General features: G+C 38.0%; 23 protein-coding genes and 7 tRNA genes. 1 reads left to right on the plus strand and 29 read right to left on the minus strand.

The genetic code is table 11. The annotated features are described in order from the left end of the window. Nucleotides 1–8: 8 nt before the first annotated feature. From AC1VS3_RS00945 to AC1VS3_RS00955, 3 genes are read right to left on the minus strand one after another with little or no spacing between them, the layout of a single operon-like run. Complete coding sequence (locus AC1VS3_RS00945; RefSeq protein ID WP_008687711.1) at nucleotides 9–263, minus strand: hypothetical protein; 255 nt, start codon at nucleotides 261–263, stop codon at nucleotides 9–11. Further along, a complete protein-coding gene (locus tag AC1VS3_RS00950; protein ID WP_008687708.1) occupies nucleotides 256–4,353 on the minus strand; it encodes an FtsK/SpoIIIE domain-containing protein in 4,098 nt (1,365 codons plus the stop codon). Before AC1VS3_RS00950 ends, AC1VS3_RS00945 begins: the two co-directional genes overlap by 8 nt. Beyond that, a complete protein-coding gene (locus tag AC1VS3_RS00955; protein WP_008687706.1) occupies nucleotides 4,350–5,621 on the minus strand; it encodes an FHA domain-containing protein in 1,272 nt (423 codons plus the stop codon). Before AC1VS3_RS00955 ends, AC1VS3_RS00950 begins: the two co-directional genes overlap by 4 nt. Nucleotides 5,622–5,822: 201 nt before the next feature. Between AC1VS3_RS00955 and AC1VS3_RS00960 the strand changes: the two genes are divergently transcribed. Then, complete coding sequence (locus AC1VS3_RS00960; RefSeq protein WP_008687703.1) at nucleotides 5,823–6,389, plus strand: hypothetical protein; 567 nt, start codon at nucleotides 5,823–5,825, stop codon at nucleotides 6,387–6,389. A gap of 117 nt (nucleotides 6,390–6,506) precedes the next feature. On the opposite strand, the gene AC1VS3_RS00965 is transcribed toward AC1VS3_RS00960, so the two are convergent. The 26 genes from AC1VS3_RS00965 to AC1VS3_RS01090 form a co-directional block, all read right to left on the minus strand. After that, nucleotides 6,507–7,208 (minus strand): ABC transporter ATP-binding protein, encoded by a 702-nt coding sequence (locus tag AC1VS3_RS00965; RefSeq protein WP_008687702.1) that lies wholly within the window; start codon nucleotides 7,206–7,208, stop codon nucleotides 6,507–6,509. After that, the gene (locus AC1VS3_RS00970) at nucleotides 7,192–7,560 is read right to left on the minus strand and encodes a GntR family transcriptional regulator (RefSeq protein WP_008687700.1); all 369 of its coding nucleotides are present in this window, start codon (nucleotides 7,558–7,560) and stop codon (nucleotides 7,192–7,194) included. Before AC1VS3_RS00970 ends, AC1VS3_RS00965 begins: the two co-directional genes overlap by 17 nt. 15 nt (nucleotides 7,561–7,575) lie before the next feature. Beyond that, nucleotides 7,576–7,773 carry a hypothetical protein gene (locus AC1VS3_RS00975; protein WP_008687699.1) on the minus strand — a complete coding sequence of 66 codons (198 nt, stop codon included), beginning with the start codon at nucleotides 7,771–7,773 and terminating at the stop codon, nucleotides 7,576–7,578. Then, nucleotides 7,773–8,546: a hypothetical protein gene (locus tag AC1VS3_RS00980; protein ID WP_008687696.1), complete on the minus strand. Its 774-nt coding sequence runs from the start codon at nucleotides 8,544–8,546 to the stop codon at nucleotides 7,773–7,775. Before AC1VS3_RS00980 ends, AC1VS3_RS00975 begins: the two co-directional genes overlap by 1 nt. 295 nt (nucleotides 8,547–8,841) lie before the next feature. Next, a complete protein-coding gene (locus AC1VS3_RS00985) occupies nucleotides 8,842–10,185 on the minus strand; it encodes an ABC transporter permease (RefSeq protein ID WP_008687693.1) in 1,344 nt (447 codons plus the stop codon). Next, nucleotides 10,163–11,056, minus strand: coding sequence for an ATP-binding cassette domain-containing protein (locus tag AC1VS3_RS00990; protein ID WP_008687691.1), 894 nt, complete (start codon nucleotides 11,054–11,056; stop codon nucleotides 10,163–10,165). The genes AC1VS3_RS00985 and AC1VS3_RS00990 overlap by 23 nt, the downstream gene beginning before the upstream one ends. Further along, entirely contained in the window at nucleotides 11,046–11,765 is a 720-nt protein-coding gene (locus AC1VS3_RS00995) for a hypothetical protein (RefSeq protein ID WP_008687689.1), read from the minus strand. The genes AC1VS3_RS00990 and AC1VS3_RS00995 overlap by 11 nt, the downstream gene beginning before the upstream one ends. After that, nucleotides 11,762–12,277, minus strand: coding sequence for an RNA polymerase sigma factor (locus tag AC1VS3_RS01000; protein ID WP_008687687.1), 516 nt, complete (start codon nucleotides 12,275–12,277; stop codon nucleotides 11,762–11,764). The genes AC1VS3_RS00995 and AC1VS3_RS01000 overlap by 4 nt, the downstream gene beginning before the upstream one ends. A gap of 462 nt (nucleotides 12,278–12,739) precedes the next feature. Continuing rightward, nucleotides 12,740–12,815, minus strand: a tRNA-Phe gene (locus AC1VS3_RS01005). 3 nt (nucleotides 12,816–12,818) lie between these two features. After that, a tRNA-Met gene (locus tag AC1VS3_RS01010) sits at nucleotides 12,819–12,895 on the minus strand. Nucleotides 12,896–12,939: 44 nt separating this feature from the next. After that, nucleotides 12,940–13,030 (minus strand) — tRNA-Ser (locus AC1VS3_RS01015). A gap of 17 nt (nucleotides 13,031–13,047) precedes the next feature. Next, nucleotides 13,048–13,124, minus strand: a tRNA-Ile gene (locus tag AC1VS3_RS01020). A gap of 12 nt (nucleotides 13,125–13,136) precedes the next feature. After that, nucleotides 13,137–13,213: transfer RNA gene (locus AC1VS3_RS01025), tRNA-Met, on the minus strand. A 6-nt stretch (nucleotides 13,214–13,219) separates the two neighbouring features. Beyond that, a tRNA-Pro gene (locus AC1VS3_RS01030) sits at nucleotides 13,220–13,296 on the minus strand. Between the two features lie 7 nt (nucleotides 13,297–13,303). Beyond that, a tRNA-Arg gene (locus AC1VS3_RS01035) sits at nucleotides 13,304–13,380 on the minus strand. A gap of 167 nt (nucleotides 13,381–13,547) precedes the next feature. After that, nucleotides 13,548–14,186 (minus strand): V-type ATP synthase subunit D, encoded by a 639-nt coding sequence (locus AC1VS3_RS01040; protein WP_008687685.1) that lies wholly within the window; start codon nucleotides 14,184–14,186, stop codon nucleotides 13,548–13,550. Between the two features lie 2 nt (nucleotides 14,187–14,188). After that, nucleotides 14,189–15,631 carry a V-type ATP synthase subunit B gene (locus AC1VS3_RS01045; RefSeq protein WP_008687681.1) on the minus strand — a complete coding sequence of 481 codons (1,443 nt, stop codon included), beginning with the start codon at nucleotides 15,629–15,631 and terminating at the stop codon, nucleotides 14,189–14,191. 16 nt (nucleotides 15,632–15,647) lie between these two features. Further along, nucleotides 15,648–17,399 carry a V-type ATP synthase subunit A gene (locus AC1VS3_RS01050; RefSeq protein WP_008687679.1) on the minus strand — a complete coding sequence of 584 codons (1,752 nt, stop codon included), beginning with the start codon at nucleotides 17,397–17,399 and terminating at the stop codon, nucleotides 15,648–15,650. A gap of 37 nt (nucleotides 17,400–17,436) precedes the next feature. Then, entirely contained in the window at nucleotides 17,437–18,033 is a 597-nt protein-coding gene (locus tag AC1VS3_RS01055) for a V-type ATP synthase subunit E (RefSeq protein WP_008687677.1), read from the minus strand. 11 nt (nucleotides 18,034–18,044) lie between these two features. Next, nucleotides 18,045–18,353, minus strand: a complete 309-nt coding sequence (locus AC1VS3_RS01060) for a V-type ATP synthase subunit F (protein WP_008687674.1) — start codon at nucleotides 18,351–18,353, stop codon at nucleotides 18,045–18,047. Between the two features lie 303 nt (nucleotides 18,354–18,656). Continuing rightward, a complete protein-coding gene (locus tag AC1VS3_RS01065; protein WP_008687672.1) occupies nucleotides 18,657–19,100 on the minus strand; it encodes an ATP synthase subunit C in 444 nt (147 codons plus the stop codon). A gap of 13 nt (nucleotides 19,101–19,113) precedes the next feature. After that, complete coding sequence (locus AC1VS3_RS01070) at nucleotides 19,114–21,033, minus strand: V-type ATP synthase subunit I (protein WP_008687670.1); 1,920 nt, start codon at nucleotides 21,031–21,033, stop codon at nucleotides 19,114–19,116. Between the two features lie 13 nt (nucleotides 21,034–21,046). Beyond that, a complete protein-coding gene (locus AC1VS3_RS01075; RefSeq protein WP_008687668.1) occupies nucleotides 21,047–22,084 on the minus strand; it encodes a V0D/AC39 family V-type ATPase subunit in 1,038 nt (345 codons plus the stop codon). Nucleotides 22,085–22,113: 29 nt separating this feature from the next. Further along, nucleotides 22,114–22,425 carry a hypothetical protein gene (locus tag AC1VS3_RS01080; RefSeq protein WP_008687666.1) on the minus strand — a complete coding sequence of 104 codons (312 nt, stop codon included), beginning with the start codon at nucleotides 22,423–22,425 and terminating at the stop codon, nucleotides 22,114–22,116. Between the two features lie 206 nt (nucleotides 22,426–22,631). After that, entirely contained in the window at nucleotides 22,632–23,906 is a 1,275-nt protein-coding gene (locus AC1VS3_RS01085; protein WP_008687665.1) for a cation:proton antiporter, read from the minus strand. 183 nt (nucleotides 23,907–24,089) lie between these two features. Further along, on the minus strand, nucleotides 24,090–25,034 hold the full coding sequence (locus AC1VS3_RS01090; protein ID WP_008687662.1) for an RluA family pseudouridine synthase: 945 nt from the start codon (nucleotides 25,032–25,034) through the stop codon (nucleotides 24,090–24,092). Nucleotides 25,035–25,117 lie beyond the last annotated feature (83 nt).

Genomic DNA, 25,117 nt, shown 5'->3' on the forward strand with positions numbered 1-25,117 from the left:
ACTACCTCCTAAAATAAATATATACAATCACCGCTTTGGACCCTTGCCTCTTTTATTGTGCTATCCTTTCTAAGCACACAGTTATTGCTAGCGTTATACAACAAGATTGGCTTTGGTATCCATACTCCTTTCTCTACCTGTTGCATCGCTGCTTCATATAAAAGCTGCATCGCCTGTTGAATCGTCAAAGAAGATGCCAGACCTGCATCAAAACGCATTTGCACGACTGGTAGGCACGTCTCCACCAAAATTCTTTCATCCATGTTGATCGTCCTCCCATACACGTATCCATCGTATTTCCCCCTTTCGATACCATAAAGCTTCGTGCTCCTGTAATTCTTTATCCATACATGCCATAGGCAGTTTCAATATTGATGCTGCTTCCTGCAATCCTTTTCCAATCCACAAAATATCCCCTTCATACAAAGCCTGCACATACCATGGCAACAATTGCAGCTCGCTAAGTGTTGTAAGATTTTGTAGTAATACTGGTATGCGCTGGTTTTCTTGTTGCGGTAAGGAAGATGTACCTTGATACAGCGATAAGTGTTGGGCATAACTTGGGAAACGTTGTTTCCATTCATTAAGATAAGCGATAAACGCATTTGCATATTGAAAAGCCTGACATATGAAAAGATAGGAACATGAATCGAGCATTAACCAACAATCTTCTTTACTTTCTATATCTTTTCCTAAAAACAAAGCATCACTACGGTATTGCGTTGATATATGTTTGGGAAGGATAGGAACAGCATATACACTTTGTCCCTGTGTTTGGGCAAGCAGCAATTGTTCTTGTATACTGTTTGCATATGGATAAATTTGAAATAGCATCACGCGCTGTTGCCTGATAAAAAGACCACTGCCTTTTTGTGCCATAGGCCGCAACGAAGTATCTTCTAATAAACAGGCATACTCACTTGAATCCGGCAGTTGCAAAACATAACGTTGCGCGAAATAAGTAAGAAGACGATAAGGTAATAAAGCGATTGCAGTAACACTCATGAAAATATGCACAAAAGGCGTTTTTAAAAATACGGAAGTTAATACATCATCCAGTTGCGGATAGCTTTCCTTCCATTGCTCATAGCCATGAATGATAAGCAATATATGCTTTGTATCATCCTGCCATAAGGTTTCATGTTGCAGCTGATAAAATAAACTTTCCACATATTCGTTATCTTTCATACACATCACATTCGCAACTATATCTAATTGTTGCAAAACCTTTAACTTGGTGGCAAAACCATCCAAAACATAAATTGCCGATAGCTCCCTGTACGCAATTCTCGCGCATTCCCATAAGAATTTCTCAATAAATATCGTTTTCCCACTCCCTTGCTTTCCCACAACCAATGCATGTGTCATGTTCACAATAGGAAATAGAAATGGAAATTGCTGACGCTTGCTGATATCATCCGCCATTCCCAAACAAGGCTCACTTTCTGTACATAAACATTCTTGTACCTTAAACGGTAATGGAGCATGCAAAAAGAACGGGCGCTGATCATCTGCTACTTCACTTTGTTGTTGTAGATAATGACAAATAACATCCAGCTGGGTATGCAAGGAAGCTTCCTGCTTTTTTAACTGTTGCTTATGGATGATTTCAAATTGATCGTTATATAAGCAAATATCCTGTGCTAAAGGTTTTTGATATGTTGTTTCCGGATGATACGGGGCTTGCGTCCAACTGCTTATTCCTTGCAAATATAGCTCATCATTTCCCACCTGCATATAAAATTCACCAGCCTGTTGAAGATTACATGCATCCTCTTTTTTTAACATATCCATACTATCGCTTTTATCCTGCACCTTTAAACATATATGAAAACGCGCATTGCTCCATATTTGATCATCGATGATGCCATATGGCTTCTGTGTAGCCAATACCAAATGAATGCCTAAACTTCGACCAATGCGCGCTGCTTGTTTTAATTGTTCCATGAATTGTGGCTGTTGAGTTTTCAATTCAGCAAATTCATCAGCAATCAGAAACAGATGTGCCAAAGGTTTTTTTACAAGAGCTTCACGATAATAGTGTTGATAAGCATCCATATCTACCGTAGCCACATCAAGCTGTCTTTTAGTATCTTGAAACAACTGCTGACGATATTTCAATTCCGCATCTAGCGCCTGCATAAAGCGATACATATTCCCTTCTTCTAGATTCGTCATACAATATGCGATATGTGGGACATTGGCAAATGCGTTTGCCATCATGCCACCTTTGTAATCTATCAATACAAAACTCACTTCTTCGCAGCTATAACAAACACATAATGACAATATATATGTCATTAAAAATTCACTTTTTCCTGATCCCGTCATGCCGGCAATCAAACCATGTGGTCCATGGCGGCTTTCATGGGCGTCTAAATACACCATTTCACCATGTTGATCTTTTCCCACAATGACAGCTAAAGAACGTTTTTGCTTTCTTTGTTTCCAACGATGTAATACATCTAGTTGCGATACATTCCCACAATGATACATAGACAGAAACGACAGTTTCGTACTTGTTACACAAGACATTTTGGTATAGCTGTCGATAACTTGAAAATTATTTTTTATGACATCATCTGCACATGGAAAAGGCTGAAATGATATGCTTTCACCAGCTTGCTGAAGATATGCCAAATCACGCCGAGGCACATAACAAAGTGTTTCCATTGCCGATGCTAAAAAAGTTTTTTCCTTTGCTTGTTGTAAAACATGTAGAAATGCATATTGCTTTATGTATTCATCAATGGGAAGATAGGACATCTTAGAAGATGTAAAATAAACCAAAAGGCATGTAATATTCTGTTGTTGTAACTTTTGCAGGCTATTTAATAAATAGGATACCGACTGGCGATCAGTTATAAGTAAACGTTGTTGATCTAAGAAAACATGAGGTAAAAAACGTAAATGCCACGCTCGTGTCAGATATTCATCGCCAATTAAAAAAAGTTTTAATTGTTTTGGTGAGTGCGTCAGACATAGTTGCAATACCAATTGCAAGCTCATCCATAAACTCTCTTCACCCCAAATGGCTAGACTACGGTGCTCACCAAAAGAATGCGTAATCGTCTGTTGAAGCTGTAACGTAGCTTGCTCAATAAAACGGGAAAACGCTTTTGTTATAGATGTCTCATACAGCGACAACTCTTGTTGTTGATAGTTCAAAGGCACTTGCAAGCTCATCCTAGTTTCCCCTAACAAGACATCTAAAAAGCCGTTCGCTTGCTTTGTTAGAAACCATATTGGATGCGCCTGCTCTTGCAGCTTTTCATTTCCTAATAACCAAAGCTGTTTTTGCTTTATCATATAAGCAATTTTAGCACTGACCTGATCCTCTATACTCTTTTGTTTTTTTTCTAAATAGGACAAATACACGGTTTCATATTGTCGTTGTTTTTGAAGTTGTTGTCGTTTTTCAAAGGAACGACTTATGATTGGCCACAATATGGTTGAAAGCGCCATACTGGCAGCCATGACCAAAGAAGGCATACTTTGCCATATAGATTGTTTCAGTATGATTGCTTGCATCCATGCTGATATCCCCATCACAATTGATGAAATGCCCATCGTTAAGGAAGGCCCTAGGGAAAGCCATAAGGGAAGCTGATTTTGTGGCACTTTGTCATTCGGTGGTTCTATGGTAATTGGCTCTATCGAAAATTTTGGAAAATGGACACTACTTTCCTTTAAACAGAATTGCTGTGGAGATAACGCTTGTTCAGTAGGCAATTGATAATATGAGAGATTTCGCACGCGGACACCTTCTAACATCTGCACCATAAAAAAATCATGACCAAATACCAGCTGCAACCCCATGATATGAATAACATCGCCACATTGTAGCTTTATTTCTTTCACACGTTGCTGATTCACATACACACCATTACGACTTTGCAGATCACTAAGCACCCATTGTGTTTGCTCACAACGCAATAAAGCATGATGAAATGATACATAAGGTTGTTCATACTGAATTTCACAATCTTTTCCACGACCAATGAGAATTTGCTTATATGATAAAGCGTAATAACGAAATTGGGGCATAGTATCATATTGCTGTAATAATAAACGTAAACTTGGCTGTCCATAAAATTGATGAATATGTGCTCTTTTCAAAAAGCCTTCACAAAGCTGCTTCGCATCATAAAACTGTTGATTACCATACCAATGCCAGCCTAGCTTACTATCCCAGCTTACCTCCATCACAGGTATGCGTTCATCTTTTGATTCTAAATACAGCCAATACTTGGCACGCTCTTTTATAAGTAATTCAATTTGGGTAACATTTTCTTTGGTATATAAACAAAATGAGCTATGTAAACACAATAACTCTGCTGCTTGCCTATTCATGAAGAAACCTTGCTATGATAATAAAAGCACTGATTCGCAAAAGCGATTTTATCACCATCCTGTAGCCTTTGTTCATGAATCTTTTCCCCATTCACAAAGGTTCCATTAGAGGAATGCAAATCTTTTAAAAGGTTTTGCGAACTTTCCATCGCCGCATGATACGCTGATACTTCCAACGCCTGTAAACAAAGATCATTATCCGGGCTTCTTCCTATCGTAAAAGGTTCTTTGATTAAGATAATTCGCTCATGACTATCCACATTTTCCAAATAAGGTATTGTTTCTTCAAATAAAACCACAGTTTGCGCATAGCTGTCCTCTCTCTTGTCTATTGTCGAATATGCTTCTTCTTTCACTTGATGATTATGCGCAAACTCATTTGGAAAGCTTGGAATATCCACTTTATCCAATCTTCTGTTACTTTGATCTTCTGCCTTTTCTATTACCTTTTCTTTATCCTCCATAGCTGCTCGTATAGCATCACTATTTGAATTTTGATCTTTCTTTCCCTGTCTGCGTTTCCTCTTTTTTATTTTAACCTTATTCGAAGCTTTGTCAGATGTATCTTCTTCTTTCATCTTTTGTTGTGTCCCACAGTACAGCCTTTCTTCCTGAATGGAAATTTCCGGCAGAATACTGGGATAAACTTGTACATTAGGTAGATCTCTTACATAATAAGCCTCCTTCTCTTTATGCCATATGCGCTGCCACCAAGTTAACTTTGCCATCGTTTGTTCCTGTAATGCATGCAATTGTTGTAACAAGACAGGCAATGTGAATTCTTTTTGTTTTAATATTTGAACCAATAATCCAGCTGTTTCATAATCTTCATTCGTATGTACCGCACTCAACAACTGTTTAACAAAGGCTTTTACTTCCTCTTTTTGAAATAACCAACCATCTTCTTGTAATGGCAAAACAAGAAATTTTAAATGCTTTCCATCAGCTGATAAAAAAATATATTCTACATCTAAACAGATGGGTTTGCTGGCATTGACACGAACCATATCTTCTAAAATGAAAAGCAAAAAAGCAAGAAATTCTCCCTTTTCAAAAGCATGTTGCTGTAAATAAGAACGTAATGTGAGATGTCCCTTTAGATCATAATACAAACGGCTTTTACTTCGGTAATCACGTATACAAAGTAAACAGCTTGCATCCTCATGCATTTTCTGAAACAGATAGTCATCAAAATCAGCCAGACGTTTCAACTGAACTTCTAAAAAACCATCTTCACGTTTTTCCATCTTTTTCAGCTTATCATTCATTGCTCTATCCCCCTTCACCTTGTATATACGTTTTAAAATCAAAAAAACGTAATTTTTAATGATTTATTTCATTTTTTTATTTTAGGTTCATAAAAACTGATAACAAATACGGTCAAATCATCATCCATGTCATAATGAATGATCTCTTTTTATCTACTTGTTTTTTGTGTATAATAATGACATTAGAAAAGGAGAGTTGCCATGAAGGATAGGAATCAATTCATACAGTACATTGCCATTGTTTTGATTTGTATAATAAATCTGGGAACCTTATGGTACTGTGCTCCCCTAACAGAAAACTTATCTTACCTTGGAAATACATTACATCATCCTGTATATTTAATAATATGGGCAAGCAGCGCTGCCGCCTATTTTTTCTGGTATACAATGAAACTCATGCAAGCGTTACGCTATACATCATCTTTGGGTAAGTTTTGCTTAGGTGTTGTCTGTATCATCATGATCATATCTGTCTGTCTTCCCTATGATCCTATGCAATATCCTCAATTATCCAAATGGCATACACGGCTTGCTATGTGGTCAACCATTGGCTATGTCCTGTTATTCTTTCATTTTCTTTTCGATACATTTAAAAAAGATTATCGCTTCTTTAGGAAAGCTTTTCCTAAATATTTTACCCTTGTTGTATTTGACAGTTTGCTTTTTTTATTAAATGGAGGCGTTTCTACTTTATTAGAAATATCTTTTACGATTGGCATGAGTCTGTTCCTGTCGTATTTACTACATGAAAATGTACCATCTAAATAGCCTAAGCTATTTTCGTCTAGTCCACTACATCCATCACATAACAAAAAAACGTATATCCTCATTCCTAATGAATGATTCTATACGTCATTATTATGCTAAAACAGTTATTTTTTCGCCTTATTCATAACGAAATTCCTCACGGAATAATTCATCTATCGACTTGTTGCTTTCCTGACGAATTTCTTCTACTTCTTTATTCAAAACAATTTTACCTTTCTTAATGAAAATAACATTACTGAAAATTCGTTCAATATCAGCAATCAAATGTGTGGCAATTAAAATGGTCTGCTCAGGTGAATAATTTTCCAATATCGTATCTAAGATCACTTCACGTGCCGCAGGATCAACACCACCAATTGGTTCATCTAAGATAATCAGCTTAGCTTTGCGGCTCATGACCAAAGCCAGTTGAAACTTCTCTTTTGTTCCTTTCGACATCGTTTTAATCCGCACATTTTCCTCAATCTGGAACTTTTTCATAATTTCCAGACATTTCGCATAATCAAAATCAGCATACATATCCATAAAAATTGATAATGCATCCTTAACCTTCATCCAATCTGAGAAATAAGGTTCATCAGGTAAATAAGATACGATTGCTTTCGTTTCCGTGCCAATCGCTTTTCCATTGATTTTTACAACACCGCTATAATCCTTTAACAATCCCGTCAATATTTTGATCAGAGTTGTTTTACCACTGCCATTTGGTCCTAACAAACCAACAATCTGTCCGGGCTGTAAAAATATATCTATATCATGTAATGTCGGCTTATTACCATATGCTTTATTTAATCCGCAAATCTCAACAAGATTTTCCATTTTGTAATCGCTCCCTTATCGTTTCCATCAATTCCTCTTCATCAAATCCATATTCATGTATTTCTCTTAGAAATTGATCTGTTTTCTCTTTCATCATTGTTACTCTTAATTTTTGTATACGTTCAATATCATCACATATAAAACGCCCACTCGTTCGTTCGCTTGCCACGAGTCCTTCGCGTTCAAGTTCACTTAACGCTCTTTGTACCGTATTTGGATTTACACCATAATCAATTGCCAATTCACGTACAGAAGGAATTTTTTGTGATGGTTTATAAGTTCCTGTTATGATCAATCGTTTTATTTCGGTCATAATTTGTAAATAAATTGGTAGATTTGTATCAAAGTCCATCAAGATCACTCCTTTTTAGTACTCACCATTTTTCATACGTTTTACTGTATGCAGACATGCTGCTATAATAATCAGCAAAATGAGGATACCAATCAGATAAAATGGCCATCCGATCGTAAAATAATCAAAGACCAGATATCCGGTATACAAATACCAAAAGGAAAATAGCAGAATCAACGCAATAATAAGTACTTTTTCCTTAAGATCCTTCATCATTCTACCTCTATTTTATGATCTATCAAATACTTACCTGAGAAGAAATACAAACAAACTAACAATAATTCCCAGCCACATAAAATGAGTAATTTCGTCATATCTGTTAACAATGTCGTATTTATATTTTGTCCTATCATTGCATTGCTTGTGACCATTTGTAATAAAGAACCTTGTCCGGGATTGATGAACATGTTCATAATCTCCGATGATACCCAAGAAATAATTAAAAACAGCACAATAGCAATAGGGACACGGAAACGTTGGATATGTGTCGTATGAGTAATATCAATTACAAGATATAATAAGGTAATACTTTCCACAACACCTAGCACAGTGTATACCGCATATAAGATTGCTCCCCATGAAATATGGATATGCGAAAATGCCTTAAAAAGGAGCTGTAGATCGAAATTGTCGACAGATAAACCAATGACAATAATGGAGGCAAGGATAACACCATAGGATAGTGCAAACCAAATAAGCCCTACCAAAATTTTTACAATTAACAGCTTTGTCGTAGATACCGGTAGTGTATGGGTTAAATATGCCGGTTTGGCAAACATGGATGTATGATAATTTTTAATGATGACATACATCGACATGATTAGGATAACACATAGCAGCAATCCATAAATCAATGTTAATGTTACCACAAACATTGAATCTATACTTGGATTGATCATCACCGCCAATAATAATGTGATTGCATATAAAATAAGAAAACCTCGATATGAACATTTCAATTCATGTTTACATAATTTCCAAAACACTTTTATTCCCTCCTTGTTTCTTACTAGATGTATTATTGTATTAATCATCTAATACAATAATACATTGATCTGCCAGTTGTGTCAACCATTATTTCACTTGATATGTGTTATGGAAAATAAAGATCACTAACGTTATGGATAACGTATGAATTGTTTCTCCTTTTTATATAGCGTCGCAATTCCCAAAGATTATCTTAATTTCATAACTATTGTTTCATATCTCTGTAGGTTATCTTGTAAAAAAACCTCATGACATTAACATCATAAGGTTATTAGATTACCAATCAATGAGAAATTATATAAGATGTTTCTTATTTTTCTGATGAATAAGTAATAAACATATACCACAGCCAAGAAACCAAACCAATACATATAGCCATAATCGTAAAATCGTTATACTGCCAAATTGGAAAAACAATTGTGATGTATACCCCAAATTATCAAATATCCGCATTAACAGATAGGATGGAAACCAGACATTGAGATTGGTACTTTGCAACGTAAAGATATTATAGATGGGTAATATCGTCAGCATTAAAACACTGACCCCTGCAATATACGTATTTTTTACATAACGTGATATTGTTAAACATGTTAATGTCAATGCTGTATAGCCAACCAACAATGCAAAACACACGATTATTAAAAGTTCCCCATTCGTAAAAATATAAGGTACGATGCTATTGGCAGATACATCACCGATGCCATAATAAAACATCTGTAAGTCAAAACCACCATACCGTAGATAATTAACCAAACTGGAGATAATTGGTATCAGCATAGGAATCAATACGCCAATAGTCAAAGCGACAATGAGTTTAGCGATAGATACTTTTTTCCATCCAGCCTTGCTTGTACAAAGATATATCATTGTTTGTTCACTTGATTCTTTGCTGTAAATATTGCCTAACAAAATACTGATGAGCAATAGAACAAGAAAATTCACTCGCATGATTTCATCAAAATATTTATTAGCTAGGATGGTGGGATGATAGGTCTTTGACGCATTCAGAAAGCGGGTATTTAACGTATCGTAGTACATCGCATTAAAACCATTACACTCTTTCAAAAAACACTGTGTGGAACCTTGCTCAGCTTTTTCTTTGGTATAAAGATAATCTTGACGGTTCGTTAATATCACCGTATCTGGAAACATTGCCTTAAGATCGGATACCTCTCTTTCATCAGTATAAAGATAATGTATCGTAAAATCTTCCAGTCTTACAATCGACTGTTGCTGGGTATCATCTTGACTCATAACGTTCCAATCATTCAACATTTCTTGCGTCAAAGTGTGCTCTTCATATGCCTTTACAAGTTCTTTCCAGTGTGTACCATACGTTACCTTCATATAATTTTCATCCAAAGAACGACTAGAATTATAATGCTCTTGATCAATCTCATTGTAATGGATGGCGCCCATCTGTTTCTGTAACTCTTCAAAGCTTTTGTTCGCAAAGTTTTGTTGTTCTTTCACCACATCGAGATGTTCATCGGATACGAAATAATAGTCTTTTATATCCGTTGTTACATTCGTTTTAATCTGGTAAGCACAGGCCGCTAACAACACCACGAACAGCAATAAATTGGAACGGCTTTTCGCTAACTTTTTCCATTCATAACAAATTAGTTTCCACATATTCAGCCTCCTCATGAAAATAAGATAAATATACATCATCTAATGTTGGTTCTACAACAATTGAGCGCTTATCTTTCATATCGTCACTTAACAAACGAAACAGGATACCTTCACTTACTCTTTTACAATTCACTACTGTGTAATTTTTTTCAATAATTTCTCGCTCATTTTCTGCTGTTAATAATTCATAAACGTGTCCTTTTAATTCTTGCAATGTATCTGTTACTGTCTTTTGGAAGAGAATATGCCCTTCTTTCATTAGCAAAATATCATCTGCTATATTTTCTATGTCACTGACGATATGAGTTGAAAGAATCACAATAGTATCTTTTGCTAAACGCGATAATAGCTGCCGCAAGGCAATACGCTCTTTAGGATCTAAGCCACTGCTTGGCTCATCCAATATCAATAGCTTAGGATGGTTTAACAGGCTCTGTGCAATACCGACACGCTGTAGCATACCACCAGATAATTGACGCAATTTCTTTTTGGACTGTTCTTTTAGATGTAATAACTCCAATAGCTCATCAATTTTCCGTTTTGCATAATCAGCTTCCAGACACTTTAATACGGCAATATATTGGAGAAATTCAATTACTGTGAAATTCATATAAAATCCTGCATTTTGCGGTAAATAGCCCAAATGAAGAATGTATTCTTCATAATTTTCCATAATATTTTTAGCATTAAAGGTAACTATACCTTCACTTGGTTTTAAAATACCACACAACATCCGCATAAGTGTTGTCTTCCCGCTTCCATTTGCTCCTAATAAAGCATGAATACCTTCTTGCAAAACAAGATTCACATCGGCAACCGCTGCCTTTTCTTTTGTATAAAATTTGCTGAGATGATGTGTCTTAAGCTCCATAATGAATCCTCCTTTGTAATTTTAAGCCATATCGATATGCGGCAATCAGAAATAATACGGTAGAGAACAATGACACAATAAGTGTTTGGATCCAACCTAACTGCAGTGCACTACTGTTAATCAAGATTGGATGAAAGAAATTGCTAAAGAACAAAAATAATATTATATAGCTGATGAAAGCTGTATAAAGTCGTTTGATTCTGTTTAAGAAAAACAACATACAACCATGTGCCAGGAATAAAGGTATTAAGGCTAATTGCATGATTTCTAACATGGAGATGTCCATACGTAGATAGCCAACTATTGAAAAGCTTAGAAAACTAATGAGGTGTATAATAAGAAACGTACACATATGCAAGATAAAGCGTTTACCTTCATGAATTGGAAGTGCCTGCATTAATTCTTCCATATCATTATTTTTAAATTCATATAATTGATAGAGAAAATAGGACCCTAGTAACAGATAATACAGCAACACGATTCCGATTTTCATTTGTTCTGAAAAAAGTAAAAAATATAGTAAACAGAGTAAAAAGAAGCCATATACTACACTTATACGTTTAATTTCTAATTTCGCAAATTGACGATAGGCTGTTTTTTTACTGACGAACCAATTTTCTTTGTGTTTCATTAGTGTTTGGCATTGCGCTATCGTTTTTTCCATTGCCTTTTCATCATATTGCCGCAATTCTTTCCAATGTATTCTCATAGCCATTCCTCCTTTTTCATATACGTTTTAAGTTTTTTTAAGCCCAAACGAACACGCGTTTTTACCGTAGATTCACTAATGTTTAGTAATGTTGCAATCTCTTTACTTTTTAATTGTTCAAAGTATTTTAACAATAATACATCTTTTTGTTCATCCGGCAATTTGTTAAGATAAAAAATCAATCGTTGTCGATCGTATGTATCTTCTGTTTTTTCATCAGCAATTTCCAAATCATCCGGCAATGCTATTTCTTTGTATTTCGCATACCAACTATTGCACTGATTGATGGCAATTCTTAGTAAATATTGTTTGGTTTTTCCTTGAAAGGTGTAGGAGTCAATATGTTGTGTGAAACGGATAAAGACTTCTTGTGTAATATCTGCTGCAATATCACGATGTTTGACACGTGCATAGACATAGGAATATATCTGTGGATAATATTGACGGATCAACGTATCGAGTGCATTCACATCGCCATGTCGTATGTGTTCTATGATTGTATGTTCTTTCATAGCAGCCTCCTCATATAGTTAACTGATAAATCAGAAAAAAAGTTTTCTTTTAATCGTTTTTTTTATGCGTGTCGTAGTAACGCCTATTTTGAAATACAATAAGGTGTGTACGATTATGGATGTGCGTTTGACTACCCTGTTAGGAACGAAGTGCACTTGACGAGATCAATTGAGCATAAAATTGCGTTCATCCTGTCATCCATACGGGTAAGCAAGGTCGCGGGAACGTTATGAAAATAGCCCCCGCCACGTCATACCCAAGTAACATGTTCATGATTGGAAAACCGGTAGGTTTATTTCTCCGCCATTGTACAGGCAGAGCAGCCCTCACGTGCATGTTGCATCCTTCCCCCGCCACTTTTTCGAATAGACGTTAATGAGGAATGTAAGCAACGGACATATCCGAATGTTCAATTCCACACAAAAAAAACCGCCTCATCTAGAGACGGCCAGTTATTCAAATGGTGGTCCCGGTCGGAATTGAACCAACGACACACGGATTTTCAGTCCGTTGCTCTACCGACTGAGCTACGGGACCATTTGGTTGCGGGGGAAGGATTTGAACCAACGACCTCCGGGTTATGAGCCCGACGAGCTACCAGGCTGCTCTACCCCGCGATGTTTAATGAGCGATTCGGTTTTCACATATTTGAATAACGTAATGGCGGAGGAACTGGGATTCGAACCCAGGCGCCAGTTTCCCGACCTACCGGTTTTCAAGACCGGACCCTTCAACCACTTGGGTATTCCTCCAAAATATAGTTTTATTTTGGTGGACCCTGTAGGACTCGAACCTACGACCGACCGGTTATGAGCCGGCTGCTCTAACCAACTGAGCTAAGGGTCCATTTAGCCAAATTGGTGGCGGGGGCGAGACTCGAACTCGCGACCTTCCGGGTATGAACCGGATGCTCTAGCCAACTAAGCTACCCAGCCAAATAATGGTCGGGATGACAGGATTTGAACCTGCGACCCCTTGATCCCAAATCAAGTGCACTACCAAGCTGTGCTACATCCCGATATAAATGGCGCGCCCAGTAGGAATCGAACCCGCAACCTTTTGATCCGTAGTCAAACGCTCTATCCAGTTGAGCTATGGGCGCATTTATGAAACCATTTTTTCTTTTGCACTTCATCAGTGCCCTAATATAATAACAAATAATTCCTACTTATGCAAGTGTTTTTTTCAATTTTTTAAAAACTTTTTTGAATCTTTTTACGGCTCTTTTAAAACCCTTTATTTAAAGCATTTTAACATCATCAGGAACAGCTACAAAGGCCGTTCCTGACTACTTTTTTTATCTTTCGTTGCTTTAATAACCTTCTGTCGAGAAAACTCTTCGCGCTCTTTTTCCTCTAACGCATCACTAATGAATTTAATATTTCCTTCAAAATCCGGTATCACGATATTCTTCAACGCATTTGCTCGCTTTTGCGCCTTGCGAATAGCATTTGCCAAGCGATAAACACTATTCTCAACCTCCGCCAAAACAACGGTCAGCTCCTTCACACGATAAAAGCAGCGATACGCATAATCCAATTTAGAATTCGCATGTTCTAAACCATAACTCAAAGTATAATCCGGCTTATCATAAGAAATCTTAGGAATTTCAACACCCATGACACTGCGATAACTCACATGTATACCATTATCGATAGGAACTGCTTCAACCAGATCACTGATAACACCCAACGTCATATTCGCTTGCTGTAAAGCCGCATATGCACGTTGATAAGTCTCAGTTATTTCATCACGTAACATTTTGACATCATCCAGTAAACCCATCATTTCACGCGTTAAAATATTCCGTTTACGATCCATAAGCTCATATCCCATATGAGCCAGCGCATTCGACTTTTTCGTCGCAATCAGATTTCCCTTCGTAGGAAATACCTGTTTATTTGCCATGACTACTCACCCTCATTCGCCAGTTCACGGATAATTGGTTCCTCTTTGATGTTGAAACGTTTCACAGCACGTTTGTGATCATAAAACTTCTCCAACACCTCGTTATCTACACGATCTAGTTCCGCTTTAGGTAAGACAGAAATCAGATCCCAACCTAAATCCAAGGTTGTTTCAATACTTCGATTATCCTCAAAACCTTGATTCAAGAAATACTGTTCAAATAGATTTCCAAATACCATATACTGTTTATCTGCATCACTTAACTCATCCTCACCGATAACGGATGCCAGACTACGCGCATCCTGTACCTTGGCATATGCTGCAAACAACTGATTTGATACATCAGAATGATCTTTACGCGTATAACCCTCACCTATGCCATCCTTCATCAAACGGCTTAAAGACGGTAAGACACCTACTGGTGGATATACTCCCATTTGATTCAGATTACGATCTAACACGATTTGCCCTTCTGTAATATAACCAGTCAAATCGGGAATTGGATGCGTAATATCATCATTGGGCATCGTCAGAATAGGAATCTGTGTCACAGAACCTTTTGCATCCTTAATGATTCCTGCTCTTTCATATAAGGAAGCCAAGTCAGAATACAGATAACCCGGATAACCTTTCCGTCCTGGGATTTCACCCTTACTGCTAGAGAACTCACGCAGTGCCTCACAATACGATGTGATATCCGTTAAGATAACCAATACCTGCATGTCATGCTCATACGCCAAATACTCTGCGGCAGTTAACGCGCAACGTGGTGTTAACGTACGTTCTATGATTGGGTCGTTTGCTAGATTGACAAACATGACAACCTTTTCCATGACACCAGCCTCTTCAAACGAACGCTTAAAGTAATCTGCCACATCATTTTTTACCCCCATGGCCGCAAACACGATACAGAAATTTTTACCATCTCCATCTGATATCTTTGCTTGTTTTACAAGTTGTACTGCCAATTCGTTATGTGGCATACCGGAGCCGGAGAAGATTGGCAGTTTTTGCCCACGAATCAAGGTCATCAAGGCATCAATACTGCTGATACCGGTATTTATATAATTTCGCGGATATACTCGAGATACTGGATTCAATGGCTGTCCATTGATATCCATACTCTTTTCCGCATAAATTTCACCCAAGCCATCAATTGGCTGTCCACTACCATTGAACGTTCGGCCAAGTATTTCTTTTGATAAGGCTAGTTCCATTGGCCGCCCTGTGAATTTCGTTCGTGTATTTTTTAGTGATAAACCATTTGTACCTTCAAATACCTGAATTGCTGCCTTGTCGCCCTCAAGCTGAACGACCTTACCTAAACGCGTTGTTCCATCACTGCACTTGATTTCTACCATTTCCTCATAGCTGGCATCTAACACATGATCCAGAAAAATCAGAGGTCCATTGACTTCATGCAATCCTACATATTGTAGACTCATTGTACATTTACCTCCTTCACGCTATGGTGCTGATGGCAGAATCAATCATCGTCGGATACTCATCCAACAATGCTATATTGTCATTCGGCACATCATATTTCATCTTTGTAACTTTATCAAATAAACCAAGCTGCATTACCAGACGCAGTGGTTTACCGGTCGTAATTACCTCTTTACAACGACGATATAAATACAAGATTGTATCCATCATCTTTAACTGTTTTTCTAAAGGCACATACGTATCATCTTGATGAAAGGCATTCTGTTGTAGATAGCCAACTCGAATAACCTTACAGATTTCAATTACCAGTTTTTGATCTTCTGGTAAAACATCGCTACCAATCAGCTTAACGATTTCCATTAATTTTGTTTCCTCTGCTAATAACGACATGATTTCCTGACGGTCACGTAAGAAACGCGGATCAACATTTTTATTGTACCAGCGTGACAAATCTGTTACATATTCAGAATAGCTTTCATTCCAGTTAATAGCAAAATAGTGACGCGCATATGCTAAAGATTTATCCAAAGCCCAGAAACAACGAACAAATCGCTTGGTATTCTGGGTTACCGGTTCACTAAAGTCATTACCCTGAGGAGATACTGCCCCAATGATAGACACACTACCGGTCGCATCATTCAAAGTTTCCATATAGCCCGCACGTTCATAGAACTGCGAAATACGAGATGGCAGATAAGCTGGGAAACCTTCTTCAGCCGGCATTTCTTCCAAACGTCCACTGATTTCACGCAATGCCTCTGCCCATCGTGAAGTAGAGTCGGCCATAATAGCAACATGATATCCCATATCACGATAATATTCTGCCAAAGTCAAACCCGTATAAATGCTAGCTTCACGTGCAGCGACTGGCATATTAGACGTATTGGCAATCAAGACGGTACGATCGGTCAGCGGACGATTAGATTTTGGATCAATCAGTTCCGAGAATTCCTCTAAAACCTGCGTCATCTCATTACCACGTTCTCCACAGCCGACATACACAATGATATCCGCATCACACCATTTTGCCAATTGATGCTGTGTCATCGTTTTTCCGGTACCGAAACCGCCTGGAATTGCGGCTGTTCCTCCTTTGGCGATTGGAAATAGGGTATCAAAAATACGTTGACCGGTAATCAACGGTACGCTGATTGGCAAACGTCGTTTCACTGGACGTGCCGTTTTGATAGGCCATTTCTGACATAAGGTCAGCTCATGTACCTCTCCTTGTGCATCTGCCACTTTGGCAATACATGTCAAAATGTTATATTGACCATTCGAAACTGTTTCAATAACCTCACCTTCCAGTGTTGGCGGAATCATACAGCGATGTTCGATCAATGGCGTTTCTGGCACCGTCGCAAAAATCTGTCCGCCTATGACATGATCACCGACCTTTACCTTCATGGTAACATCCCACAAAACTTCTTCATCTAAGCTAGCCACATCACTTCCGGTTGCGATAAAGGCACCCGATTGTTTGGCAATTTCCTTTAATGGACGTTCAATTCCATCAAAGATATTTCTTAAAATTCCCGGTCCCAGTGTTACTGAAATCGGACTTCCGGTAGGTTCTACCGGCTCTCCTGGTTTCAATCCAGTCGTTGATTCATATACCTGAATGACCGTAGCCTCACGGCTGATGGATATTACTTCTCCCATCAGACGCTGATGACCGACGAACACCTTCTCCATCATAGAGAAATCGGTTGAATCTTTCACCTTTACAACTGGCCCGTTGATGGAATAGATTACATTTTCACTCACATTATCACCTCGATCATGCGAAATTTACATTCACATGTTATTTTATAAATAATCCTGAATTTGTATAGAACCAGCTGCGTTGTTCCTCAATTGCCGTATCAAATGTTTCATCAATGACAATGCCGCTATCTTCACAAGCAAGCAAGAATCCACCAATGCTGATACTGGCATCCACTTCACCGACACACCCATGACCATATCGTTCACATAACATTTTCAGATAACGTTCATCTTTTTTCGCCATATGCAAAACCGCATGCTCCTGTGCATGTTCTGCCAGTTTATCAAGCTTATCCAACAGCATTGTTTTATATGCTTCACTTTCACAATAAGCAAGCATACGTTGTTTTACCTCATCAAAAACAGCCTCATTCAGCTCTTTACGCTTTGCCATCAGCTTACGGTTAGTATCTTCATGCAAACGGCTTAAAGCAATGGCATGCTCACTTTGCTTTTCACGCAATTCTGTTTCTCTCAGCATACCGGCCTCAGTTTGGGCACTTTGTTCCAAAGAGGCGATTGTCTTTTTGCGAATTTGTTCGATTTCACGTTCAATACCGCTGATCTGGATGTCGCTGACTCGTTGTATCTCTTCTTTAAAATATTCTTCCAGTTTCATTTTTTCATCAAGCATCACTCAACACCTCATAGTTTCACACCGATTGCCTCGGATACATAGCCATCAATTGTTTCGCCAATTTTGGCGGAGCCATGACGATCCGGTATCTCAACAATCAGCGGTTTCTTTTGTTTTAGTTTCAACTCAGAGATTACTTCGGGACATGTCTGAATCAGTTTGGTTGTCATTAAAACAATGGCCACATCTTCCATATGCATGGCTGTTTCCAAAGCCTGTAGCACCTCATGGCGCTCATGTACAACAACACCCTCAATACCAGCCAGACGCAATCCCATCTGTGTATCAATATTATCACTGAGCAAGTAAAATTTCATAGGAAAGCTCCTTTCCTTACAGCTGTTTATTACTTTCTATACGACCTACATCAACAATACAAGTAGTCTCATCCTATATGGTACAAGATGAAATCATCTTCCTTTTATATATGAAAAGGCATTGTGAAGGCAGTATAAATAAGTTTAGAATATCATCATGATTTAGAATTTCTTCATGTATAGAATTTCACCATGATTTAGAACTTCATTATGATTTAGAACTTCATCAAGATTTATAATTTATCAAGATTTATAATTTATCAAGATTTAGAATTTCATCATGATTTATAATTTCATCAAGATTTATAATTTCATGAAGATCATAATAATAGAAATCAACAAACCATAGATAGCAACACCTTCACCCATGGCAACAAAGATCATTGATTTACCAAAGTTCTTTTCATTTTCTGAGAAAGCACCAATGGCAGCTGGTGCTGCAGCAGCTACGGCGATACCAGCCCCTAATGCTGAAAGTCCGGTAGATAAAGCAGCTGCCATAAAGCCCAGACCCTGACCGATGGAGCCAGCCATCTTCAATGCAATATCATCCTGTGTCGCAGCATATGCCTTAGAAGCAGCAAAGAATACTGTTCCAAGCAGAATGGCAAAGAAGAAACATACATGCGTAATCATGCGGCGTTTGGCCACTGATGCGCTCTTTTTTCCACGAAATACATTCACCAAAGGTAAAGAGATCAATACGATCAAAATCAGTGGCAACAATAATTCAAATGCGTTTAACATAATAAATTTCCTCCTAATCGTTCAGTGTTTTAAACACGATTCCATTTCCCGTAAAGTAACGGGAGAACATTTCATAAAATTCTAATCGCAGTACCTGGATACCGACAATCAGTCCTTCCAAACACATAACTAGAATATTCCCAAAAATACCAACAGCTAATCCGCCGATACCGCCAGCCATTTCCATGATCATGGTAACTGCCATCATCATGCCCGCGTGGGATAAGACGAATCCACCAACACGTAAATAGGAAATGGTATTGGTAATATAAGATAAACAAATTTCAAACAATTCAAAGAATCCTTCCATAAAGAAAGCCCCAAAGCTTTCCGGGAACATGCTTTTACCATCCAGTTTGCGCATGAGTGGTTCTTTTAAAAAGATTAATAGAAGTGGCACAACGATCAGCAGCAGGATATACAGTGGTGAAAATACGCTGATACCAACAGCTGTAAAGCCGGCACCAATTACTAAAGCACCATAGAAGACAAGCCCTGCCACTCCGTTTTGAGAAAACAGGCATTCCCCTTTATTATCATCTTTGGCATGCGTAATGATATTTAAAACGATTGAGAACATATTCAAGAAAGCTCCAATGCCAACCGCTACGATCAATAAAGGCAAAATGAATTCACTTGACATAACTTCTATAGGCTTCTCAGTAAGTCCTAAGATTGCATGATAGAGAGGGTTCAACATGGTTTCATTACCGAAGACGGAACCAAAGACGAAGCCAAAGATGGTAGAAAAGATACCGATACGAATCATGACATCTCCTAACTGCATCTTTTTATATTTATACATCCACCATCCAACAAGGATAACACAAAGTCCCTGACCGACATCTCCAAACATCATACCAAATAATAATGAATAGGTAATAGCGACGATTGGTGTTGGGTCAAAGCCTTCATACTCCGGCGTGCCATACATTTCTATAAACATCGAGAACGGCCTGGCAAACCACCCATTCTTTAATTTGGTCGGAGGCGAGAGTCGCTTGTCGCTATGGGCAGGTCTGACTTCGATTTCCACCTCCTTCAATTCTGAGAATGATGCTTTCAGTTTTGGTACATCATCTTCTGCAATAAAACCTGTTATGGAGAAACGTTCTCCTAATCCAACGACATATTTACGTGCTTCAAAGGTATGATTCAAAAAAGCTAATTCGCTTACGATTTTAGCAATATTTTCACTGCATTCCTTTTTTAAGTTTGCCAGCACTTCTTCTACGTGCTGTAACTGTTTATAATCATTGTCTATTTCCTCTTGCAAAGATTCCTTCGCTCGTTCCGGTGTTCCATGAACAAATTCCGGAATACGGATACGCTCGAAGTATAAGGAAGAGAAAATGTTATCGACATCTCCTTCATATTTTGATGTCGTAATATATAAACACCAGCTATAGGTGTCATCTGTATTGAAGGATTTAAAGACAAATGGACGGTTACGATAGTACTGTAATTTTTCCACACTATCGATTGGCAAACGGCCAAAGCGAATTTTTATATACTCACACTCGAATAAATCATCCAAATTTAAATCAATACTTTCAATATTTCTGACCTGAACTAAGGCGTCCTTATTTTCCTGAATAACGTGTAACAGATCATCTCGAATCTGTGCGCCATCCTGATAACGCTGATAAATGCCATCTACATAAGAAGTCATCTTATCCAGATCATAGTCACGGCTTTTCATACTCAGCTGCGGCAAATTCAATTGCATCTCGTTGACGATTTCTTGTACATGAGATAATACTTCTGCGATAGGATTTTCCTCGCTCAATGTTGTTAAGCCATGTACACTGTCCACAAATTTACTGGCTGGTTCCGGATGAAAATAGTTCAAATCCACAAATTTTAATAAGACATCATTGAGATACTCATTATCGGCCGTAATGTTGATGAGTTTCATTTTTGCGATCGCCATGATATCCTCCTTTCTAATACACCAGCATCGATGCAATATCTTCGCTGTTCACCTGATAGCGAACACCTTCGATGATATTGATGATGTTGTCAAGTTCTCGCTGCATAACGACGAGATAACTGCTGTATACCGTTGGCGCATCCTGAGCAAAATACACATTGCGTTTTGCCATTTTATAAAGATAAGCCTGGGTATAATATTCTACATATAAATCTTCTTTATCTTCCAGATGCAGATGGTAAGGGCCTTCCTTAAGTTTCTTCAAAAATAATGGCAAGGGACTTGCCAGAAGCTCTTCCAATCGCTCTTTGGAAATGCGATGATACAATGGCACTAAAGAATCCCGTATGGTATCCTCTCTTGCCTGAAAATACTTTTTAAAACGATAGATTTTTGTCAGATTATCTAGTTCTGCCTTAGTGGCAAACATATCATGGCATTGTTTACGGCTTTTTCCTTTTAACACATCGTGAATCGTATCCATTGCATGCGCATAATACTTCTGATGCAAAGTCGTCTCGATGTCCGTATAGGCAATATCGTTTTCCTGTCCTTTTTTCACCCGATAAGGGACAAGGGCATCATAATACATCGTTTTTTTCACAACCTCCAGCAATTCATCAAAGCTGCGAACATTCCCCAATTTCGTCAAATCATAACTAGTATATGCTTTTAGGAAAAGGGGAAATTCTGCGATAGCATCTTCATACGCCTGGGAAATCAAAACACGAATGCGTGATAGCAATAAGTCAATTTCTATCTGTTGCATATGCAACTTATAATACTGCTGCTGCTTAGATTCACTGTAACGATACAGTTTCATAGATTTGCGAAAGCTTTCTCTTCGTAAAAGATCTTCCAGCTGTCCACGGTGAATGTTGTTTTCGCGTACATCTTTTAGGGCATGTGCATAGGAAGTGCCATTTTTTAGGTAGGCCGCTATTTCGGCAACGCTGCGCTTGTGCAGCAATTCTTCATAGTCCTGTGCGCTCAGCTGTTCGCCAAGCATACTTCTTGCTTTTGCGGCGATAACACCAGCTGCCATTTCCATTCACCATCACCTCCTTATCGGCATCACATTTATGATGCCAGACACCGTTGAATGATTTCGTTCACCCACTCCTCTTTGCTGGCATCATACTTCGCTTCCAGATTATGCAGTGCATCTTGATAGGCTTTTTCTTCCTGCTCTTGTTCTTTTTGTAAAGCTGCATTCAGTTCTGCCTGTTTCGCTTCCAACAATGCTTTTGTTTCCTGTTGATACCGCGATTTGATTTCATCATCTTGCTGTTGTATCAAATTTTGGATATTCAGACGTTCCTGTTGCTTTTCTTTTACTCGTCTTCTTGCCTGTTTGTCAGCGTCAACGATTTCTCTGATAATCTCTTCCAAAACACGACACCTCCTTTTTTATTATTATAACACTTTCAGCGATTTAGGATACAGGAATCTTTCCTAAATCATTTTCAAAGTATATTCCTTTTTTTCGTATTTTTCAACAATGAAATTAAAAATTGGTTCATGCATGAAAAAAAGGGTCAAAAACCCTTTATATAAAGGATTTTTGACACCTTAGCAGATAACTGATACAAGCTGTATTAGGCAGCACTGCGCTTTTTCTTTTGTTCTAAAATTTCCATATTCTTTCGTTCGTTATTTTCAACTTCACTATAATCTTCAATCAATGCACTATCCGTATAAACATCTGGATCATTGATACGATCTTTAAAGACAAATTTCAATAGGATTGGCGTGACAATTGTCGTAAAGACAACCATGATGATGATCGGACCAAAGAATTGATCATTCATCAATCCAACAGCCATCCCCTTGCTGGCAACAATTAAGGCGACTTCTCCACGCGAAATCATACCGACACCAATACGAGCCGATTGAATTGTCTGATAACCACAAAGTTTTGCACCAAGGCCACATCCCAAAATCTTGCTGAGGACAGAAATAACTAATAATAGCACAGAGAAAATTAAAATACTTGTCGTCATCTCTGGCAGAACAAATTTTAAACCGATACTAGCAAAGAAAACCGGTGAAATAAGCAGATAGCTTAAAGTTTCTATACGCATCTTCACATAAGAAGAACGACTCGTTCCGGAAATGATCAATCCGGCAATAAAGGCTCCCGTGATATCAGCGACACCGAAGAATTCTTCTGCGCAGTAAGCAAACAATAAGCAGAAAGCAAAAGATAGGATAGAAAAACGACGGTGTACTTTTTCATAACGATCAAACCATTTTTCAATCAGTTTATGAGCTGCTAAACCAATCACCATGCTGACCGCAAAGAAAGCAACAATTTTAATCATGACTGTCGTTAAATCAACAGATGTATCTGCCATACCAGTAATTAAGGTCAACGCGATAATTCCTAATACGTCATCAATCAAAGCAGCTCCTAGGATGGCATTTCCACTAGGTGTTGATAATTTCCCCATTTCTTTTAAGGTTTCCACACTGATGGATACCGAAGTTGCTGTCAAGATAACACCGATAAACATGTTTTCCAAAAATGCTTTATCGCCACTGTTATAGAAAGAAGCCAGTAAATAACCGCCGATCAATGGTATTAATACACCAATCAAGGCAATCACAAAACTCTTTCCGCCACTTTTCTTAAGTTCATTGATATCCGTTTCCAACCCGGCTGAAAACATTAAGACGATCACACCGATTTCAGCAATATGATCAATGAATTGCGATTCATGAACAATTTTCAAAAAGCCTGGGCCCAACACGATACCGGCCATCAAAGCACCGACAACCTGTGGCATCTCTATACGTTTTGTCACAAGTCCCAATACTTTGGTAAAAATTAAAATTAAGGCAATATCTAATAAATATCCATAAGATTCCATAACGATTCTCCTCTTTTTACCACCCGAATATTATACACTACAACAATGAAAAAGCAAGTTATATTTTTACATCTTTTCTCTTATGCGTATTTGTATAAAAAAGTATGTTCGTATCGAAAGCGTCTACATATTTGTAAAGGCGCATCCATCAAAAAAACATTCCTTTTCGTGATTGTTTTTTCCTTATTGTTCTAATAGTTCATAGCGTGCTTTGATATGGTGATGGATAAGCGTAAAGGTTTGTTGAGAAATGGCAGATAAAAGATCATCATCAAAATTAAAGTGGACTTTATAAGCGCATAATGCTTGAAAATCCTTACGCTGATTCTTTTGGGCGCCATATTTCACATCCCCAAATAAAGGATGATGAAGATATGCCATTACCGCGCGTATCTGATGACTTTTTCCCGTATGCAATTGCACTTCCACATACGCATATCGCTTTCCTTGATGCAATGTGCGATAGCTGGTTTCTATGCGTTGACTGTTCTTTTGTTCATGGGCATACAAATGAACCTTGTTGCTTTTTGCATCCTTTTTATGCCAAAGTACCACATGCCCTGTCTTTTGCTCCATAACACCTTCAACAATACATACATAATGTTTTTCAACTTTATGTTCGCGAATATAGGCATTCATACGCCGCAATGCTTCCGCTGTCTTCGCTCCTATGACAATTCCTTCCGTATTGCGATCTAAGCGATGACATAGAGCCGGTGTAAAACTTTGTCTTGTTTGTGGATCATACTGTCCTTTCTTATATAAGTAATGTAAGAAGCGATCTGCCAGATTATCTTGTATTTCATTGCTATCTTTATGTGTCAATAAGCCGCTCGGTTTTTTCATTAAAATGACATTTGCATCCTCATAAAGAACATCCAATTCGCTGCTAACCTTTAAAAAGGAGCAATCTTCTCCTGTTTCAAAAAATTCTTCTGCAATAAAACATAATACGTGATCTCCTGGCAGCAGACGCTGCGCGATTTCGCAACGTTTTCGATTTACTTTTATTTTCTTATTTCTTATATATTTATACATCAAACTTTTAGGCAATGCTGGCAACGTCTTTTGCAGAAATTTATCCACACGCTGGTTGGCATCATCCTCTTGGATAATAAATTCACGCATGTTGCTTCCTCCTTGTATCCCTATGCTGATGGCTCATTGCTAGTAAGTACGAAGAAAAAATCTTATTACTTACAGACTCCTTA

Source organism: Longicatena sp. (assembly GCF_982403165.1).

Coding starts and splice junctions, on each gene's coding strand:
- AC1VS3_RS00945 (WP_008687711.1), bottom strand. CDS start 263: ATGGATGAAAGAATTTTGGTGGAGACGTGCCTACCAGTCGTGCAAATG.
- AC1VS3_RS00950 (WP_008687708.1), bottom strand. CDS start 4,353: ATGAATAGGCAAGCAGCAGAGTTATTGTGTTTACATAGCTCATTTTGT.
- AC1VS3_RS00955 (WP_008687706.1), bottom strand. CDS start 5,621: ATGAATGATAAGCTGAAAAAGATGGAAAAACGTGAAGATGGTTTTTTA.
- AC1VS3_RS00960 (WP_008687703.1), top strand. CDS start 5,823: ATGAAGGATAGGAATCAATTCATACAGTACATTGCCATTGTTTTGATT.
- AC1VS3_RS00965 (WP_008687702.1), bottom strand. CDS start 7,208: ATGGAAAATCTTGTTGAGATTTGCGGATTAAATAAAGCATATGGTAAT.
- AC1VS3_RS00970 (WP_008687700.1), bottom strand. CDS start 7,560: ATGGACTTTGATACAAATCTACCAATTTATTTACAAATTATGACCGAA.
- AC1VS3_RS00975 (WP_008687699.1), bottom strand. CDS start 7,773: ATGAAGGATCTTAAGGAAAAAGTACTTATTATTGCGTTGATTCTGCTA.
- AC1VS3_RS00985 (WP_008687693.1), bottom strand. CDS start 10,185: ATGTGGAAACTAATTTGTTATGAATGGAAAAAGTTAGCGAAAAGCCGT.
- AC1VS3_RS00990 (WP_008687691.1), bottom strand. CDS start 11,056: ATGGAGCTTAAGACACATCATCTCAGCAAATTTTATACAAAAGAAAAG.
- AC1VS3_RS00995 (WP_008687689.1), bottom strand. CDS start 11,765: ATGAGAATACATTGGAAAGAATTGCGGCAATATGATGAAAAGGCAATG.
- AC1VS3_RS01000 (WP_008687687.1), bottom strand. CDS start 12,277: ATGAAAGAACATACAATCATAGAACACATACGACATGGCGATGTGAAT.
- AC1VS3_RS01040 (WP_008687685.1), bottom strand. CDS start 14,186: ATGGCAAATAAACAGGTATTTCCTACGAAGGGAAATCTGATTGCGACG.
- AC1VS3_RS01045 (WP_008687681.1), bottom strand. CDS start 15,631: ATGAGTCTACAATATGTAGGATTGCATGAAGTCAATGGACCTCTGATT.
- AC1VS3_RS01055 (WP_008687677.1), bottom strand. CDS start 18,033: ATGCTTGATGAAAAAATGAAACTGGAAGAATATTTTAAAGAAGAGATA.
- AC1VS3_RS01060 (WP_008687674.1), bottom strand. CDS start 18,353: ATGAAATTTTACTTGCTCAGTGATAATATTGATACACAGATGGGATTG.
- AC1VS3_RS01065 (WP_008687672.1), bottom strand. CDS start 19,100: ATGTTAAACGCATTTGAATTATTGTTGCCACTGATTTTGATCGTATTG.
- AC1VS3_RS01070 (WP_008687670.1), bottom strand. CDS start 21,033: ATGGCGATCGCAAAAATGAAACTCATCAACATTACGGCCGATAATGAG.
- AC1VS3_RS01075 (WP_008687668.1), bottom strand. CDS start 22,084: ATGGAAATGGCAGCTGGTGTTATCGCCGCAAAAGCAAGAAGTATGCTT.
- AC1VS3_RS01085 (WP_008687665.1), bottom strand. CDS start 23,906: ATGGAATCTTATGGATATTTATTAGATATTGCCTTAATTTTAATTTTT.
- AC1VS3_RS01090 (WP_008687662.1), bottom strand. CDS start 25,034: ATGCGTGAATTTATTATCCAAGAGGATGATGCCAACCAGCGTGTGGAT.